This window comes from Pseudomonas sp. NPDC087817, assembly GCF_044742875.1.
GTDB lineage: Bacteria > Pseudomonadota > Gammaproteobacteria > Pseudomonadales > Pseudomonadaceae > Aquipseudomonas.
In genome coordinates, this window is record NZ_JBIUVJ010000018.1 from 46,135 (window position 1) to 60,755 (window position 14,621).

Annotated in this window: 19 protein-coding genes and 1 pseudogene; 8 read left to right on the top strand and 12 right to left on the bottom strand. The window is 60.1% G+C overall.

What is annotated here, in order from left to right; translation table 11 throughout:
* Window positions 1–66: 66 nt before the first annotated feature.
* From ftsE to rpoH, 3 genes and pseudogenes are all read left to right on the top strand, one after another.
* A pseudogene (gene ftsE / locus ACIONG_RS14700) lies at window positions 67–729 on the top strand (cell division ATP-binding protein FtsE); the annotation flags it as partial.
* Window positions 726–1,751 (top strand): permease-like cell division protein FtsX, encoded by a 1,026-nt coding sequence (gene ftsX, locus ACIONG_RS14705; protein WP_201236427.1) that lies wholly within the window; start codon window positions 726–728, stop codon window positions 1,749–1,751. The pseudogene ftsE and the gene ftsX, both read left to right, overlap by 4 nt.
* Window positions 1,752–1,866: 115 nt before the next feature.
* Window positions 1,867–2,721 carry an RNA polymerase sigma factor RpoH gene (gene rpoH, locus ACIONG_RS14710; protein ID WP_401300462.1) on the top strand — a complete coding sequence of 285 codons (855 nt, stop codon included), beginning with the start codon at window positions 1,867–1,869 and terminating at the stop codon, window positions 2,719–2,721.
* 208 nt (window positions 2,722–2,929) lie between these two features.
* Here rpoH and mtgA read toward each other — a convergent pair whose 3' ends face one another.
* Complete coding sequence (gene mtgA, locus ACIONG_RS14715; protein WP_213026851.1) at window positions 2,930–3,652, bottom strand: monofunctional biosynthetic peptidoglycan transglycosylase; 723 nt, start codon at window positions 3,650–3,652, stop codon at window positions 2,930–2,932.
* 74 nt (window positions 3,653–3,726) lie between these two features.
* Between mtgA and ACIONG_RS14720 the strand changes: the two genes are divergently transcribed.
* The 5 genes from ACIONG_RS14720 to ACIONG_RS14740 all read left to right on the top strand — a co-directional run bounded on the left by ACIONG_RS14720 (window position 3,727) and on the right by ACIONG_RS14740 (window position 6,946).
* Window positions 3,727–4,107, top strand: coding sequence for a DUF423 domain-containing protein (locus ACIONG_RS14720; RefSeq protein ID WP_103304318.1), 381 nt, complete (start codon window positions 3,727–3,729; stop codon window positions 4,105–4,107).
* Between the two features lie 71 nt (window positions 4,108–4,178).
* Entirely contained in the window at window positions 4,179–4,379 is a 201-nt protein-coding gene (gene thiS, locus ACIONG_RS14725; protein WP_165557463.1) for a sulfur carrier protein ThiS, read from the top strand.
* Window positions 4,380–4,439: 60 nt separating this feature from the next.
* Window positions 4,440–5,234: a thiazole synthase gene (locus ACIONG_RS14730; protein ID WP_042561554.1), complete on the top strand. Its 795-nt coding sequence runs from the start codon at window positions 4,440–4,442 to the stop codon at window positions 5,232–5,234.
* Window positions 5,235–5,243: 9 nt separating this feature from the next.
* Entirely contained in the window at window positions 5,244–5,969 is a 726-nt protein-coding gene (gene trmB / locus ACIONG_RS14735) for a tRNA (guanosine(46)-N7)-methyltransferase TrmB (protein ID WP_103304316.1), read from the top strand.
* Between the two features lie 188 nt (window positions 5,970–6,157).
* Window positions 6,158–6,946, top strand: a complete 789-nt coding sequence (locus ACIONG_RS14740) for a hypothetical protein (RefSeq protein WP_401300467.1) — start codon at window positions 6,158–6,160, stop codon at window positions 6,944–6,946.
* A gap of 19 nt (window positions 6,947–6,965) precedes the next feature.
* Here ACIONG_RS14740 and ACIONG_RS14745 read toward each other — a convergent pair whose 3' ends face one another.
* The 11 genes from ACIONG_RS14745 to ACIONG_RS14795 form a co-directional block, all read right to left on the bottom strand.
* Entirely contained in the window at window positions 6,966–7,514 is a 549-nt protein-coding gene (locus tag ACIONG_RS14745; RefSeq protein WP_401300470.1) for an RNA 2'-phosphotransferase, read from the bottom strand.
* Window positions 7,515–7,533: 19 nt separating this feature from the next.
* Window positions 7,534–7,857 carry a DUF3392 domain-containing protein gene (locus ACIONG_RS14750; protein WP_007913629.1) on the bottom strand — a complete coding sequence of 108 codons (324 nt, stop codon included), beginning with the start codon at window positions 7,855–7,857 and terminating at the stop codon, window positions 7,534–7,536.
* Window positions 7,858–7,892: 35 nt separating this feature from the next.
* Window positions 7,893–9,098, bottom strand: a complete 1,206-nt coding sequence (hemW, locus tag ACIONG_RS14755) for a radical SAM family heme chaperone HemW (protein ID WP_249412077.1) — start codon at window positions 9,096–9,098, stop codon at window positions 7,893–7,895.
* Window positions 9,095–9,691, bottom strand: coding sequence for an RdgB/HAM1 family non-canonical purine NTP pyrophosphatase (gene rdgB / locus ACIONG_RS14760; protein WP_401300474.1), 597 nt, complete (start codon window positions 9,689–9,691; stop codon window positions 9,095–9,097). Before rdgB ends, hemW begins: the two co-directional genes overlap by 4 nt.
* Window positions 9,688–10,122, bottom strand: a complete 435-nt coding sequence (locus ACIONG_RS14765) for a DUF4426 domain-containing protein (protein WP_401300476.1) — start codon at window positions 10,120–10,122, stop codon at window positions 9,688–9,690. Before ACIONG_RS14765 ends, rdgB begins: the two co-directional genes overlap by 4 nt.
* A gap of 25 nt (window positions 10,123–10,147) precedes the next feature.
* Window positions 10,148–10,768 carry a methionine biosynthesis protein MetW gene (metW, locus tag ACIONG_RS14770; protein ID WP_103304310.1) on the bottom strand — a complete coding sequence of 207 codons (621 nt, stop codon included), beginning with the start codon at window positions 10,766–10,768 and terminating at the stop codon, window positions 10,148–10,150.
* A 7-nt stretch (window positions 10,769–10,775) separates the two neighbouring features.
* Window positions 10,776–11,915: a homoserine O-acetyltransferase gene (locus tag ACIONG_RS14775; RefSeq protein ID WP_103304309.1), complete on the bottom strand. Its 1,140-nt coding sequence runs from the start codon at window positions 11,913–11,915 to the stop codon at window positions 10,776–10,778.
* A gap of 236 nt (window positions 11,916–12,151) precedes the next feature.
* Entirely contained in the window at window positions 12,152–12,442 is a 291-nt protein-coding gene (locus tag ACIONG_RS14780) for a DUF167 domain-containing protein (protein ID WP_103304308.1), read from the bottom strand.
* On the bottom strand, window positions 12,439–13,029 hold the full coding sequence (locus ACIONG_RS14785; RefSeq protein WP_166221515.1) for a YggT family protein: 591 nt from the start codon (window positions 13,027–13,029) through the stop codon (window positions 12,439–12,441). The genes ACIONG_RS14780 and ACIONG_RS14785 overlap by 4 nt, the downstream gene beginning before the upstream one ends.
* A 10-nt stretch (window positions 13,030–13,039) precedes the next feature.
* Window positions 13,040–13,858, bottom strand: coding sequence for a pyrroline-5-carboxylate reductase (gene proC, locus ACIONG_RS14790; protein ID WP_103304306.1), 819 nt, complete (start codon window positions 13,856–13,858; stop codon window positions 13,040–13,042).
* Window positions 13,859–13,882: 24 nt separating this feature from the next.
* Complete coding sequence (locus tag ACIONG_RS14795) at window positions 13,883–14,569, bottom strand: YggS family pyridoxal phosphate-dependent enzyme (RefSeq protein WP_103304305.1); 687 nt, start codon at window positions 14,567–14,569, stop codon at window positions 13,883–13,885.
* Window positions 14,570–14,621 lie beyond the last annotated feature (52 nt).

The window sequence follows — 14,621 nt, forward strand, 5'->3', positions numbered from 1 at the left end:
AAGAACAATACAACAAAAAACATTTAAAAAAGAAAATTTAGAACAGACGTAGCCTAAAACAATCTTTTCGAACAGGTCGGTAAACGCTACCCGAACGGTCACGTCGGCTTGCATGAGCTGAGCTTTCGAGTCCGTCGTGGCGAGTTCTTGTTTGTCACCGGCCACTCCGGTGCCGGTAAGTCCACACTGTTGCGCCTGTTGCTGGCGATGGAGCGTCCGACCAGCGGCAAGCTGCTGCTCGCCGGGCAAGACCTGAGCACCATCAGCAACGCGCAGATTCCGTTCCTGCGCCGGCAGATCGGCGTGGTGTTCCAGAATCACCAGTTGCTGTTTGATCGCACGGTGTTCAACAACGTCGCGTTGCCGTTGCAGATTCTCGGCCTGTCCAAGGCTGAAATCGCCAAGCGTGTCGATTCGGCGCTGGAGCGTGTGGCGCTGTCGGACAAAACCGATCTGTACCCGGGCGACCTGTCCACCGGTCAGCAACAGCGCGTCGGCATTGCCCGCGCCATCGTCCACCGCCCGGCCTTGCTGCTGGCGGATGAACCGACCGGTAACCTCGACCCGCGTCTGGCGGCCGAGATCATGGGCGTGTTCGAAGATATCAACCGTTTGGGCACCAGCGTGCTGATCGCCAGTCACGACCTGGCACTGATCGCGCGCATGCGTCACCGCATGCTGACCCTGCAACGTGGCCGATTGATCGGCGACGGGGAGGCCGGTGTATGAGTGCGACACGCAGTCCGAAGGTTTCCGAGCGCGTGGCCCCGAAAGCCGCTGATCCGCAGCCGCCGAAGAAGAAAAAGCACGACGATGACGATGGTCCTGATTTCGCTACGCTGTTGCGTGCCTGGATCGAAAGCCATCGCGCCAGTCTGCTCGACAGCCTGCGCCGGCTCGGCAAACAGCCGATCGGCAGCTTCTTCACCTGCATGGTAATGGCGGTGGCGCTGAGCCTGCCGATGGGGTTGTCACTGTTGCTCAATAATGTCGAGCGTCTTGGCGGTTCGTGGCAGCGTGCGGCGCAGATTTCGCTGTACCTGCAACTCGATGCAAGCCCGGAGCAGGGCGAGTCATTGCGCGAGCAGATCAAAGGCATGCCCGGCGTAGCTGATGCTGAATATGTCGGCCGCGATCAGGCGTTGGAAGAGTTCCAGCAGCAGTCCGGATTGGGTGAAGCCCTGCGCGAGCTGCCGGAAAACCCGCTGCCGGGCGTGGTGCTGGTCACCCCGAACGAAGTCGACAAGTCGACGCTGGAAGCATTAAGACAAAAACTTTCCGAGCTGCCCAAGGTACAACAGGCGCAACTTGATCTAGTCTGGGTCGAGCGTCTGGCCGCCATCCTCAAGCTCGGCGATCGTTTTGTCTTCGGTCTGACAGTGCTGCTGGTTTCTGCATTACTTTTGGTGATAGGCAATACCATTCGTCTTCATATCGAAAACCGCCGCACCGAGATAGAAGTGATTAAACTCGTCGGCGGCACCGACAGCTATGTGCGGCGTCCCTTCCTTTATATGGGCGCGTTGTACGGTTTCGGTGCGGGGCTGTTGTCCTGGGGAGTGTTGGCGTTCGGCCTGAACTGGCTGAACGACGCGGTGGTTGGGCTGGCCGGCTTGTACGGCAGTGATTTCGCGCTGGCCGGAGTGCCAGTTGCCGACGGTCTGTCGCTCTTGCTTGGCGCGGTGCTGTTGGGTTATATCGGTGCATGGATTGCAGTCGCACGTCATCTCAGGGAGCTGGCGCCGAAGTAGAATCTTTTTTGCGCGTGATTGGCCTCGCGGTTTTTTTGGGAACTTGTACTTGAATTCCCGGTCAATTTTTCGCAGTGCCGAGAGGCACGAGTATGTAAGTGGGAGGTTTTTTCGCATGACCAATTCTTTGCAACCTGCGTACGCGTTGGTTCCGGGTGCGAACCTGGAAGCCTATGTGCACACCGTCAACAGCATTCCATTGCTGACGCCGGAGCAGGAGCGTGAACTGGCCGAGAGTCTCTACTATGAGCAGGATTTGGGGGCGGCTCGGCAGATGGTGCTCGCCCACCTGCGTTTTGTCGTACACATTGCCCGTAGCTATTCCGGCTACGGTCTGGCTCAGGCTGACCTGATCCAGGAAGGTAACGTCGGCCTGATGAAGGCGGTCAAACGCTTTAACCCGGAAATGGGTGTGCGTCTGGTGTCGTTCGCCGTGCACTGGATCAAGGCGGAAATTCACGAGTTCATCCTGCGCAACTGGCGCATTGTGAAAGTCGCGACCACCAAGGCCCAGCGCAAGCTGTTCTTCAACCTGCGCAGCCAGAAGAAACGTCTGGCGTGGCTGAACAACGAGGAAGTCCACCGTGTGGCGGAAAGCCTCGGCGTCGAGCCGCGGGAAGTGCGCGAGATGGAAAGTCGCCTGACCGGCCATGACAGGGCCTTCGACCCGGCTGCGGAAGCAGACGACGACAGTGCTTTCCAGTCGCCGGCCAACTATCTGGAAGACCACCGGTACGACCCGGCGCGTCAACTGGAAGATGCCGACTGGAGCGACAACTCCAACCACAACCTGCACGAAGCGCTGGAAGTGCTGGACGAGCGCAGCCGTGACATTCTCTACCAGCGCTGGCTGGCAGAAGAGAAAGCCACGCTGCACGACCTGGCGCAGAAGTACAACGTGTCGGCCGAGCGTATTCGTCAGCTCGAAAAGAGTGCGATGAACAAGCTCAAGTTGTCGATCGCCGCCTAAACCGGCGCCACGGCAATAAAAAACGCCCCGATCAGCGATGATCGGGGCGTTTTTTTATCCGCGTGTTTCGGGGCTGTATCAAACCCTGTGGGAGCTGGCTTGCCAGCGATGGCGTCCTGTCAGTCATTTAGATGTCTGCTGAACCACCGCAATCGCGGGCAAGCCCGCTCCCACAGGGATCATCAGTGTCTGGAAGGTTAATGCTCGACTATTGCGCCCAAGGTGCCCGGCGCGAATCATTGAGCCCCAGCAGATAACTGGTCCCACCCAATTGACTCATCTGCTGCCGAATCCATCCGGCACGGCGCGACACGTACGCCGTCGGATGACTCGCGCTCCAGACGCGAGGATTCGGCAATACTGCCGCCAGATAGCTCGCCTGCTGCCGTGACAGTGACTTCGCGCTCACACCAAAGTGATGGCGGGCCGCTGCTTCAGCGCCGAACACACCGTCATCCCACTCGACACTGTTCAGGTACACCTCAAGAATCCTCTGCTTGGGCCAGAAAACCTCGATCAGCGCGGTAAACCAAGCTTCCAGACCTTTGCGCAGATAGCTACGGCCGGCCCACAGAAACAGGTTCTTCGACACCTGCTGGCTCAATGTGCTGGCGCCTCGGATCGAGCCGCCCAGTTCGTTGTGCGCCAGTGCAGCCTGGATGGCGCCGAAATCAAAACCCCAATGCTCGGGAAACTTCTGATCCTCGCCAGCCATGACGGCCACTTTGAGGTCATCGGAGATCTCGTCCCACGGTTTCCAGGTGCGTTGCAGGTCGATTGGCTCACCGTCGACCCAGGATTCGACTTTACGCTCGACCATCAATGCCGTGCCCGGTGGCGGCACGAAGCGAAACAGCAACACCAGCAATACGCTGCCACCCGCGAACCAGAGCAGGGCCTTCGTGAGACGACGAAAAATAGTACGCAGCATAGAGATGGCTTGGCCGAACCGGTGGAGCGGGCCATTATACAGACCCTGCCGATCGAGTCTGACTGGAGTTCCACATGCTGCGTGGCTTTCTGATGCTGGCCGCTTTTTTTGGTTTCACCGGCGTTGCCTTGGGTGCTTTCGCCGCCCACGGTTTGAAAAACCGCCTCACGCCCGAGTATCTGGCGATTTTCCATACCGGCGTCACCTATCAACTGGTGCACACCCTGGCGTTGTTCGGCGTAGCGCTGCTGGCCACGCAAATTCAGGGGCGACTGGTTACTTGGGCCGGTGTTTCGTTCACCGTCGGCATCGTCCTGTTCTCCGGCAGTCTTTACGCGCTGACCACCACCGGCATTAGCAAGCTTGGCATCATCACCCCGTTCGGTGGTCTGGCATTTCTGGCCGGTTGGGTATGCCTGGGGCTCGCCGCCTGGCGCTTGCAACCCACCGCTTGACGCTCGGTGCTGACCTTTAGGTCATGATCGGGCTAGAATGCCAGCCCCTAAAAATGATGGCGGCGTTAAGCATGCGCATTCAGTTGAACGGCGAATCCCTTGAACTGCCCGACGGTGAAACCGTTGCGGCCCTGCTGACCCGTCTGGAACTGACCGGACGCCGGGTAGCGGTCGAACTCAATCTGGATATCGTCCCGCGCAGCCAGCATGCCGACACCACGCTCAACGACGGCGACAACGTCGAAGTCGTGCACGCCATCGGCGGCGGCTAGTCGCCCGGCCCACAAGGGCAGAGAATTCTGCAAGACCCTCACCCGTAAAGAGGATTCCCCATGAGCATCGTTCGTAGCGACAAGCCTTTCGTCTTGGCCGGTCGTACTTACCAGTCGCGTTTGCTGGTTGGTACCGGCAAATACCGTGACATGGAAGAAACCCGTCAGGCCATCGAAGCCTCGGGTGCCGAGATCGTCACCTTCGCCGTGCGCCGTACCAACCTGGGCCAGATCGAGGGCGAGCCGAACCTGCTCGACGTGTTGTCGCCGGATCGCTATACCTTTCTGCCGAACACCGCCGGCTGCTACGACGCTATCGAAGCCGTGCGCACTTGCCGTCTGGCCCGTGAGCTGCTCGACGGCCACAACCTGGTGAAGCTGGAAGTGCTGGCCGACCAGAAAACCCTGTTCCCTAACGTGATCGAAACCCTCAAGGCCGCCGAAACGCTGGTCAAGGAAGGCTTCGACGTGATGGTTTACACCAGCGATGACCCGATCATTGCCCGGCAACTGGCGGAGATCGGCTGCATTGCAGTCATGCCGCTGGCCGGTCTGATCGGTTCCGGTCTGGGGATCTGCAACCCGTACAACCTGCAGATCATCCTCGAAGAAGCAAAAATTCCGGTGCTGGTCGATGCCGGTGTCGGTACTGCTTCCGACGCCACCATCGCCATGGAACTGGGCTGCGATGCCGTGCTGATGAACTCGGCCATCGCCCACGCCGGGCAACCGGTGATGATGGCGCAAGCCATGCAACACGCGATCGTCGCGGGCCGTCTGGCCTACCTCGCCGGCCGCATGCCGAAAAAACTCTATGCCAGCGCCTCTTCGCCGCTGGATGGTCTGATCAAGTAAGAGCCATTGATGACTGAATCGAACGACACGCCTATCCAGACGGAAGAGGGCGACGAGCGCCAACACCGCCGCATCAAGAGCTTCGTGATGCGCGCCGGGCGCATGACCGAAGGCCAGCAACGCGGTCTGGATCAAGGCGCGCCCAAGTTCGTGCTGCCACTGGCCGACGCGCCGGTGGATTACGATCAAGTGTTTGGCCGCTCGGCACCGCGCTCGCTGGAGATCGGTTTCGGCATGGGTCACTCGCTGCTGGAAATGGCCGCAGCGGCACCGGATCAGGATTTCATCGGCGTTGAAGTACACCGTCCGGGTGTTGGCGCGCTGCTCAATGGCGTGCTGACTCAGGGCCTGACCAACCTGCGCGTCTACGATTGCGACGCGATCGAAGTGCTCAACCGCTGCATCGCCGACAACAGCCTTGATCGCCTGATGCTGTTCTTCCCGGATCCATGGCACAAGAGCCGTCACCACAAGCGTCGCATCGTTCAGGCGTCGTTCGCTGAACTGGTGCGCAGCAAGTTGAAGGTTGGCGGCATTCTGCACATGGCCACCGACTGGGAACCGTACGCCGAATACATGCTGGAAGTGATGAACGTCGCCCCGGGCTACCGCAACCTCGCCGAAGACGGCAAGTGCGTACCGCGCCCGGCCGAACGCCCGATCACCAAGTTCGAACGCCGCGGCGAACGTCTTGGCCATGGCGTGTGGGACCTGAAGTTCGAAAAACTCGCTTAAGCATCACGCAATACCCAATGTAGGAGTGAGCCTGCTCGCGATAGCGGTGGATCAGTCAGTACTTATGCCGACTGACACACCGCTATCGCGAGCAGGCTCACTCCTACAGTTGTTTTTGGGGTGCCTTAAAGATTGCTGGCGATCCGCCGAAAGCTCTACGTCCCCCCACTTGTAAAGGAAGACGAGTCTTGAAAGCCCTTTTCACCTGCATGCTGGCGTTGGGTCTGCTGTTTTCAGCGGCTTGCGAGCGCGTGGTAACGCCCGATGAATACTTCGCCAGCGCGCAAAGAGTGGCCGAAAAAATCCAGCGTGACGCCGATGAGCGGATCAGGCGGGAAGGCGCCGGCGAGCCGGAACTCGCGTATACGCCGGAGCAGTTGCGCAATGCCGAAGGCGATTTTGCAGCGCTTGCAGACAATCTGAAAAAGGCCTCGGATGGCGGGCATATGCTCGCAACGTACTTGCTAGCCAACCTTCAGGACAATCCAATGTTCTCTGAGCGAACGCGGATGGAGGCCTGTGGCCTTTACCAGAAAGCCATGGATCAGGGGTTGCTGGCGGCTGCGGTGGGTTACTACCATTTATGCGACAAGGCATACGAAAGGTTTGATCTGCAAAACGCGGATCATTTGAAGTTCTTGCAGTCGCTGCAACAGTTATTGAGCAAGCCCGACGCTTATGCCGACGTCTATCCTTTGCAGGCCAAGCATTCGCTGTGCTTCGTCGACGAGAGGGCGCCCGCCGGACAGCAAGGCAAATTGGCGGCAATGCGGGCCCGCGCTGTCGCGCTGTTATTGTCAGAAGATCAATATCGGGCTGAGGCCAACTACATTCTTGCGCTGACGCATGTAAACGAGCATGACCGGCACGATGGTCAGAATATTGCGTATCTGGACAATGCAGAAGCGTTGGGCTGTAAGGACTACTACGGGCTCAGTGCGATGATTCGAAGTGAGGTCAAAGCCAGCGCTGAATAGATGACGAAGGTGTCGAGGACTACAGCGTAGAGATGAAGCGCACCGGCACTTGCTCTGTCAGCCAGACGCCGTTTTCCGCCTGATAGAACTTGAAGCCTTGTTCCTGCATCTGCCGCGCGGCGACTTTCAGAATGACCACGGTGCCGTAGCGTTGACCTACGGCTGAGGCGGTGGTGGTTTCTGCCGAGAGATGCACGTGATGCCGCGATCCGGGGATCAAGCCTTGCTGGTTGATCGAGTCGATGAAGCGCATCGCCGTGCCGTGATACAGCGTTTCTGGTGGCTGCTTTGCCTCAAGTTGCAGCTCCACGCTCTTGGTCGAGTGACCCTGCACGGCGCGGATCTGCTGGCCGTCCTCGGAAATCGAAAAGCGCTTCTTGTCGTTGCTCGCTACGACAGTTTCGATCAGTGCGCGCTCGAGAGTGCGACCGTCGCGTGCCGCGCCGCTGATCAGCGCTTCGATATTCGCCCAGCCTTCAGAATCCAGCGTCAGGCCAATGGCTTGAGGCTCGTGGCGCAGCACGTAGCTGAGAAATTTGCTTGTTTCATCCAGCAGTTTTTTACTCATGAACGTCCCTGTTTTGCATTTAGCGGCGGTCAGCGACGACGCCAATCAACACCAGCACCACCAACAACACCGGCGCCAGGCTGTAGTTGTTGAACTGGCTCAGCCCCTTGATCACCCACGGCGTGGCGTAGATCAGTGCGGCGCCGCTGCCGATGACGCACAGCAGGGCCATCAGCGGTACGCGCAGGGCGCCGGCGATGCTGCCCAGGCGTTGCTCGACCCAGCCTTTGAAGTCGGCGCCGAACAGCACCAGCAGGCAACCAACCAGCGCGAGGGCGATTTCCGAGAGGTTGCTGCGGCTCCAGCGGGAGACGGTGGCGAGCAGGTCGAGTATCAAATCCATGCGTTTTCCCTTGGGACAGAAGTTGAGGGTTGGGCTCAGTTCAGAAATTGTTGCAGCAAGTCGTTGAGGAACAGTTGTCCGCGCTCGGTGGCCGCCAGACGTGACGGTTCGACCTGCAACAGACCGCTTTGTTCGGCCTCGCGCCGGCCTTCGGCAAGCGTGTCCAGCGACAGGCCGGTGCGCTCCGGATACAGACGCGATTCGACACCTGCGGTCAGGCGTAAAGCGTTCATCAGAAACTCGAACGGCATTTCGTCGTTGGTCAGGGCCTTCTCGCCGGCCTGGAAGCTTTTCGCCGGATTGAGGTAGTCCTTCGGCAGGCGCGTTTTCCAGGTGCGCACGATGCGCCCGTCCGGATGACTGAGCTTGCCATGCGCACCCGCACCGATACCGATGAAGTCGCCGAAACTCCAGTAGTTGAGGTTATGCCGCGCCGGGCGTCCGGCTTGGGCATAAGCCGACACTTCGTATTGCGCGTAACCGTGCTCGGCCAGCAGCGCTTGCCCGGCTTCCTGAATGTCCCACAGCGTGTCGTCTTCCGGTAGCACGGGCGGTTGGTTCCAGAACACCGTGTTCGGTTCCAGCGTCAGCTGATACCAGGAAATGTGCGTCGGCTTCAGTTCGATGGCCTGGCGCAAATCGCTCAATGCGTCGTCCAGCGACTGATCCGGCAAGCCGTGCATCAAGTCGAGGTTGAAGTTATCGAACCCGGCCTGTCGCGCCATGCCGGCCGCACGCACCGCTTCGTCGCCGTTGTGGATGCGACCGAGCGCCTTGAGTTTTTCCTGCTGGAAACTCTGGATGCCGATCGACAGGCGATTGATCCCCAGCTTGCGGTACGCGACGAACTTCTCTTGTTCGAAGGTGCCGGGATTGGCTTCCAGAGTGATTTCGATGTCGGAGGCGAACGGAATGCGCTGCTCGACGCCTTCCAGCAAACGCCCTAGGGCCTCGGCGCTGAACAGGCTCGGCGTGCCGCCACCGAAGAAGATCGAGCTGATTTCACGGCCGTAAACCGCGTGCAGGTCCTGATCGAGATCAGCCAGCAACGCGTCGACGTATTCCTGCTCCGGCAAAACCGGGCTGGCGGTGTGCGAGTTGAAGTCGCAATACGGGCATTTGCGCACACACCACGGGATGTGGATGTACAGCGCCAGGGGCGGCAGCGTCGGCAGCGGCGCCCGAGGTGAAGAAGCGGCGCCGCCGACAATCAGCGACGACGCAGAAGAGTCACGGGTCATTTCAAGCCCAGACGCTGGCGCAGCAGATCCATTGCACGGGCGCGGTGGCTGATCTGGTTCTTGTCGGCCGGGCTCAGTTCGGCGCTGGACACGTTACGTTCCGGCACCCAGAACAGCGGGTCATAGCCAAAACCGTGTTCGCCACTGGCGGCGGTCAGGATGCGCCCGTGCCACAGGCCTTCGCAAAGAATCGGCAGCGGATCATCAGCGTGGCGCACCAGCGCCAGCACACAAACGAACTGCGCGCCGCGCTCGGCTTCTGGCACATCCTTCAGCGCATCGAGCAGCTTGGCGTTGTTCGCCGCATCGCCTTTGCCGTCGGCATAACGCGCCGAGTAGATGCCCGGCGCACCGCCGAGGAAATCCACTGCCAGGCCGGAGTCGTCGGCCAGCGCCGGCAGCCCGGAAATGCGTGCGGCATTGCGTGCCTTGAGGATCGCGTTCTCGACAAACGAAAGACCGGTTTCTTCCGGCTCGACCTTGCTCCACTCGCCAATCGAGCGCAGTTGCACCGAGTCGCCGAGCATGGCCTGGAGTTCTTTGAGTTTGCCGGCGTTATGGCTGGCCAGTACGAGCTGCTTGATGTTCATCATTCGCCGGGAAAGAGTTCTTGGTTGAAATTGATGGTGTTGATCTTGTCGCCGTTCTGCACCTTGATTTCAAAGGTGCGGGTTTCCTGCTGCTCCACCGGGTACTGGGCGATGTAGTAAATCGCGCCCTGCTCGGTGACCTGGCGGAAATTCAGCGGCACGCTCTGGCTGGTCAGGTCTTTGACCGTGCCGGTGACGCTGGCGACCAGTGGTTTGCCATCCTTGATCACCGAGACGTTGATCACGCCTTGATTCTTGCTGCGGACAAGCTCTGCTGCCTTGGCGATGTCCGGGGTCAGAAACGTGGAATTGAAGGTGTTGTAGTGCACCGTCACGTCGCCGAAGGTTTCCTTGCGCTCGCCCTTGATGACGTCGGTCGCCATGGCACTGACGCTGAGGCAGGCTGTGAGTAACAACAACGCTAAACGACCCATGATCGTCTCCTCGAAAAGTCGTGGCTCAGACCGCGATCCGATGATCTGCAAGCACCGGGCTGCTGACGCGGTAGATACCGATCTCACCTAACAGATTAGGCCATAGCTTACTGGCCCACCCGTGGCGGTGCTGTTGATCCACGGCAAGCCGATCAATGACCTTCGCATCACGTTCGCGACAAAGTTCTTCAAAGTCTTCGAAGGTGCAGAAGTGGATGTTCGGCGTGTTGTACCAGGTGTACGGCAGGAACTCGGACACCGGCATGCGGCCCTTGCTCGCCAGATACCAGCGGCAGCGCCAGTGGCCGAAGTTCGGGAAGGTGATGATGCACTGGCGGCCGACCCGCAGCATTTCGTCGAGGATCTTGTCCGGGTAGTGCACGGCTTGCAGGGCCTGGGTCATCACGACGATGTCGAAACTGTTGCTGGCGAAGTTGCCCAGCCCCTTGTCCAGGTCCTGCTCGATAACGTTGATGCCCTTGGCCACGCACTCGGCAATGTTATCCGGGTCGTTTTCCAGGCCATAACCGGTGACCTGCTTGTTGTCGCGCAGCCAGGTCAGCAGTTCGCCGTCACCGCAACCGAGGTCGAGGACGCGGCTGCCGGCGGGGATCCATTCCTGGATGATTTCCAGATCAGCTCTCATGGCTTGTTCACACCGTAATTCGGTTCATGTAATTGCCGAACGCCTGCAAGTAGCGCGGGATCGGAATCAGGAAGGCGTCGTGGCCCTGCGGCGCGTCGATTTCCAGATAGCTGACGTCTTTGCGCGCCGCCATCAGGGCATCGACCAGTTCACGCGAACGTGCCGGGGAGAAGCGCCAGTCGGTGGTGAACGACATCACGCAGAACTTCGCCGTGGCGTTCTCGAAGGTTTTCGCCAGGTTATCGTCGAAGTTCGCCGCCGGATCGAAGTAATCCAGTGCCTTGGTCATCAACAGATAGGTGTTGGCATCGAAGCGCCCGGAGAACTCCTCGCCCTGATAACGCAGGTAGCTCTCGACCTGGAATTCGACACTGTGAAAGTCGTAGTTGAGCTTTTCGCTCTTCAGACCACGGCCGAATTTCTCGCCCATGGAGTCGTCGGACAGGTAGGTGATGTGCCCGACCATCCGCGCCAGCATCAGCCCGCGCTTGGGGATCACGCCTTGTTCCTGGAACGAACCGCCGTGGAACTCGGGGTCGGTGAGGATCGCCTGGCGGGCGACTTCGTTGAAGGCGATGTTCTGTGCCGACAGTTTGGGTGCCGAGGCGATGGCCAGGCAGTGGCGCACGCGATCCGGATACGTGATGGTCCATTGCAGCGCCTGCATGCCGCCGAGGCTGCCGCCAATCACCGCAGCCCACTGGCCGATGCCGAGCAGGTCAGCGAGACGCGCCTGACTGTGCACCCAGTCTTCAACGGTGAGCACCGGGAAGTCGGCGCCGAACGGTTTGCCGGTGTCCGGGTTGATGCTGCTTGGGCCAGTGGAGCCGTTGCAGCCGCCGAGGTTGTTCAGGCTGACCACGAAGAATTTGTTGGTGTCGATCGGTTTGCCGGGGCCGATGCAGCTGTCCCACCAACCCGGTTTGCGGTCGTCGGGGCTGTGATAGCCGGCGGCGTGGTGATGGCCGGACAAGGCGTGGCAGATCAGCACGGCGTTGCTCGCCTGTGCGTTCAGCGTGCCGTAGGTTTCGTAGATCAGGTCATAGGCGGGCAGCGAACGGCCACAGGCCAAGGCCAGCGGTTCGCTGAAGTGCGCCGTTTGCGGCGTCACCAGACCAACAGAATCGGGGGGAAAGGCAGCTGGCATCGACCCTGCTCTCGTTGAAATGAGGCGTAAGTCTAAAGACCGGGGGGGTTAGCGGCAAGCAACGATCGGGCCTCATTCATTCATTGAACGTGCCCCCTGTGGCGAGGGGATTTATCCCCGATCGGCTGCGCAGCAGTCGCAAAACCTGCTGACGCGGACTGGCTGGAAGAAAGCAAGGGGCGGCTTCGCCACCCATCGGGGATAAATCCCCTCGCCACAAGTGCTGCACTACTCGATCACGGGCGCACCAGATCAGGCAAATCCGGCAACTTCTTCGGCGAACAGATCTTCACCCGCTTCTGCCGATTCAACTCGCCACTGAGCAAACTGACCTGGCTCTTGGACACCCCAAACGCCTTGGCCAGAAAGCCCATCAGATAGGCATTGGCCTTGCCCTCGACCGGCGGCGCGGTCAGGCGGATCTTCAAGCGATCACCGTGCAGCCCGCAGAAATCATCGCTGCGGGCTGCCGGTTGCAGGTGACACTCGAGGATCAAGTCGTCACCGTCCCAGCGAAACCAGCTCACATCAGCAGGCGCAGGATTTCCGGCATCATCGTCATCGCCGCCAGATTGTTGATCACCAGCATGTCGATCAGCTTCAGTGCCAAAAACGCGAAGATCGGCGACAGGTCCAGACCGCCCATGCTTGGCAGAAAGCGGCGGAACGGCGCCAGGGCCGGTTCGCAGATCTGGTTGACCAGTTCAGCACCCGGATTGTGGCTGCCCGGCGCGACCCACGAGAGGATCACGCTGATGATCAGGGCGAAGAAGAAAATCTTCAGGAACAGCGCGGTTACGCCGATGATCGACCAGATAAACAGTTGCAGCGGGTTGCCGGTGGTGCCGTAAGTCAGCAGCAGGGTCAGGGCCATCAGTGCCAGCTGCACCAGAATCGCCAGCACCAACGACGACATGTCGAGGCCGAACAGGCTCGGAATGATCCGGCGCAGCGGCTTGAGCAGCGGCTGGGTCGCTTTGACGATGAACTGGCACAGCGGGTTATAGAAGTTTGCCCGTACCAGTTGCAGCACGAAGCGCAGCAGCACGATCAGCAGATACAGACTGCCGAGGGTTTGCAGCACGTAAACCGCTGCGGTGTTCAATCCAATCATGTAAGGCTCCTTATTTGCCCAGTTGTTCGGCCATTTCGGCCGAGCGGTGCGCGGCGGCGCCGAGTGCGGTTTCGACCAGGGCTTCGAAGCCATTGGCCTGGAATGATTTGATGGCAGCTTCGGTGGTGCCGTTTGGCGAGGTCACGCGGCGGCGCAGTTCAGCAGCGTCAACGTCGCTGGAGACAGCCATGTGCGCGGCGCCCAGAGCCGTTTGCTGGGTCAGTTGCTCAGCGATTTCTTTTGGCAGACCGAGTTTGACGCCGGCGGCGGTCATGGCTTCGATCAGCAGGAAGAAATAGGCCGGGCCGGAACCGGACACCGCAGTGACCGCGTCCAGTTGCTGCTCTTCGTTGAGCCACAGCGCGATGCCGACGGCGGACAGCAGCTCTTCCGCTTGCTGACGCTGCTCGGCGGTCACTTCGCGCGTGGCGTACAGGCCGCTGACGCCCTGACGCAGCAGCGCCGGAGTGTTCGGCATGCAGCGCACGATCGGTTGTTCGCCGAGCCATGCGGTCATGCTGGCGCAGGTGATGCCGGCAGCAATCGAGACCACCAGTTGATTGGCTTTCAGGCTCGGGCGAATCGCTTCGCACACGGCTTTCATCGCCTGTGGCTTGACCGCCAGCACGATGACGTCGACGCCGTCGATGGCCTGAGCGTTGTCGGCGAAGGTTTCAATGCCGTGTTCGGCGCTGACCTTGGCGCGGGTTTCCTCGCCCGGGTCGCTGGCGCGAATCTGCGCGGCTTCCAGACCTTTGGCGCGCAGGCCGCCAATCAGGCTGGCCGCCATGTTGCCCGCACCGATAAACGCAATACGTGTGTTGCTCATGTTTTGGTCCTTATCTGGAAACGTTCAAGACTGGGAATAATCTCTGGCGCCAAACAGGGCCGTACCGATACGAACCCAGGTGGCGCCTTGGGCAATGGCCGACTCGAGGTCGTGACTCATGCCCATGGACAGCGTGTCGAGCGGCAGATCGAGGCTGGCCTGCAACTTCTGCACGGCAGCAAATGCGGCGTCCTGTTCGGCGCGATCTTCGGTCGGCTCGGGAATCGCCATCAGCCCGCGCAACTTCAGGCGCGGCAGCGCGTTTATGGACGCGGCCAGTGCCGGCAGATCAGCCGGGGTGCAGCCGGACTTGCTGGCCTCGCCACTGACGTTGACCTGAATGCAGATGTTCAGCGCTGGCAGGTCGGCCGGGCGTTGTTCGGACAGCCGTTGAGCAATTTTCAGGCGATCCACGGAGTGCACCCAGTCGAAATGCTCGGCAATGGCTCGAGTCTTGTTCGATTGAATGGGGCCGATGAAGTGCCAGATCAAGGGCAGGTCGGCCAGTTCGAGCTGTTTGCCCAAGGCTTCCTGCAGGTAGTTCTCGCCAAAATCGCGCAGGCCGGCTGCATGCGCCTCGCGCAGGGCTTCAGCGGGTTTGGTTTTGCTCACGGCCAGCAACTGCACGCTGTTTTCGGGGCGCCCGGCGGCAGCGGTAGCGGCCTGGATGCGCGAACTAACCAGTTGAATGTTGTCTGCTATCGTGGACATCAAGAGGCGCCGGCGGTCTGAAGGTTCGCGGCATTCTACTGGAATTGAGGAG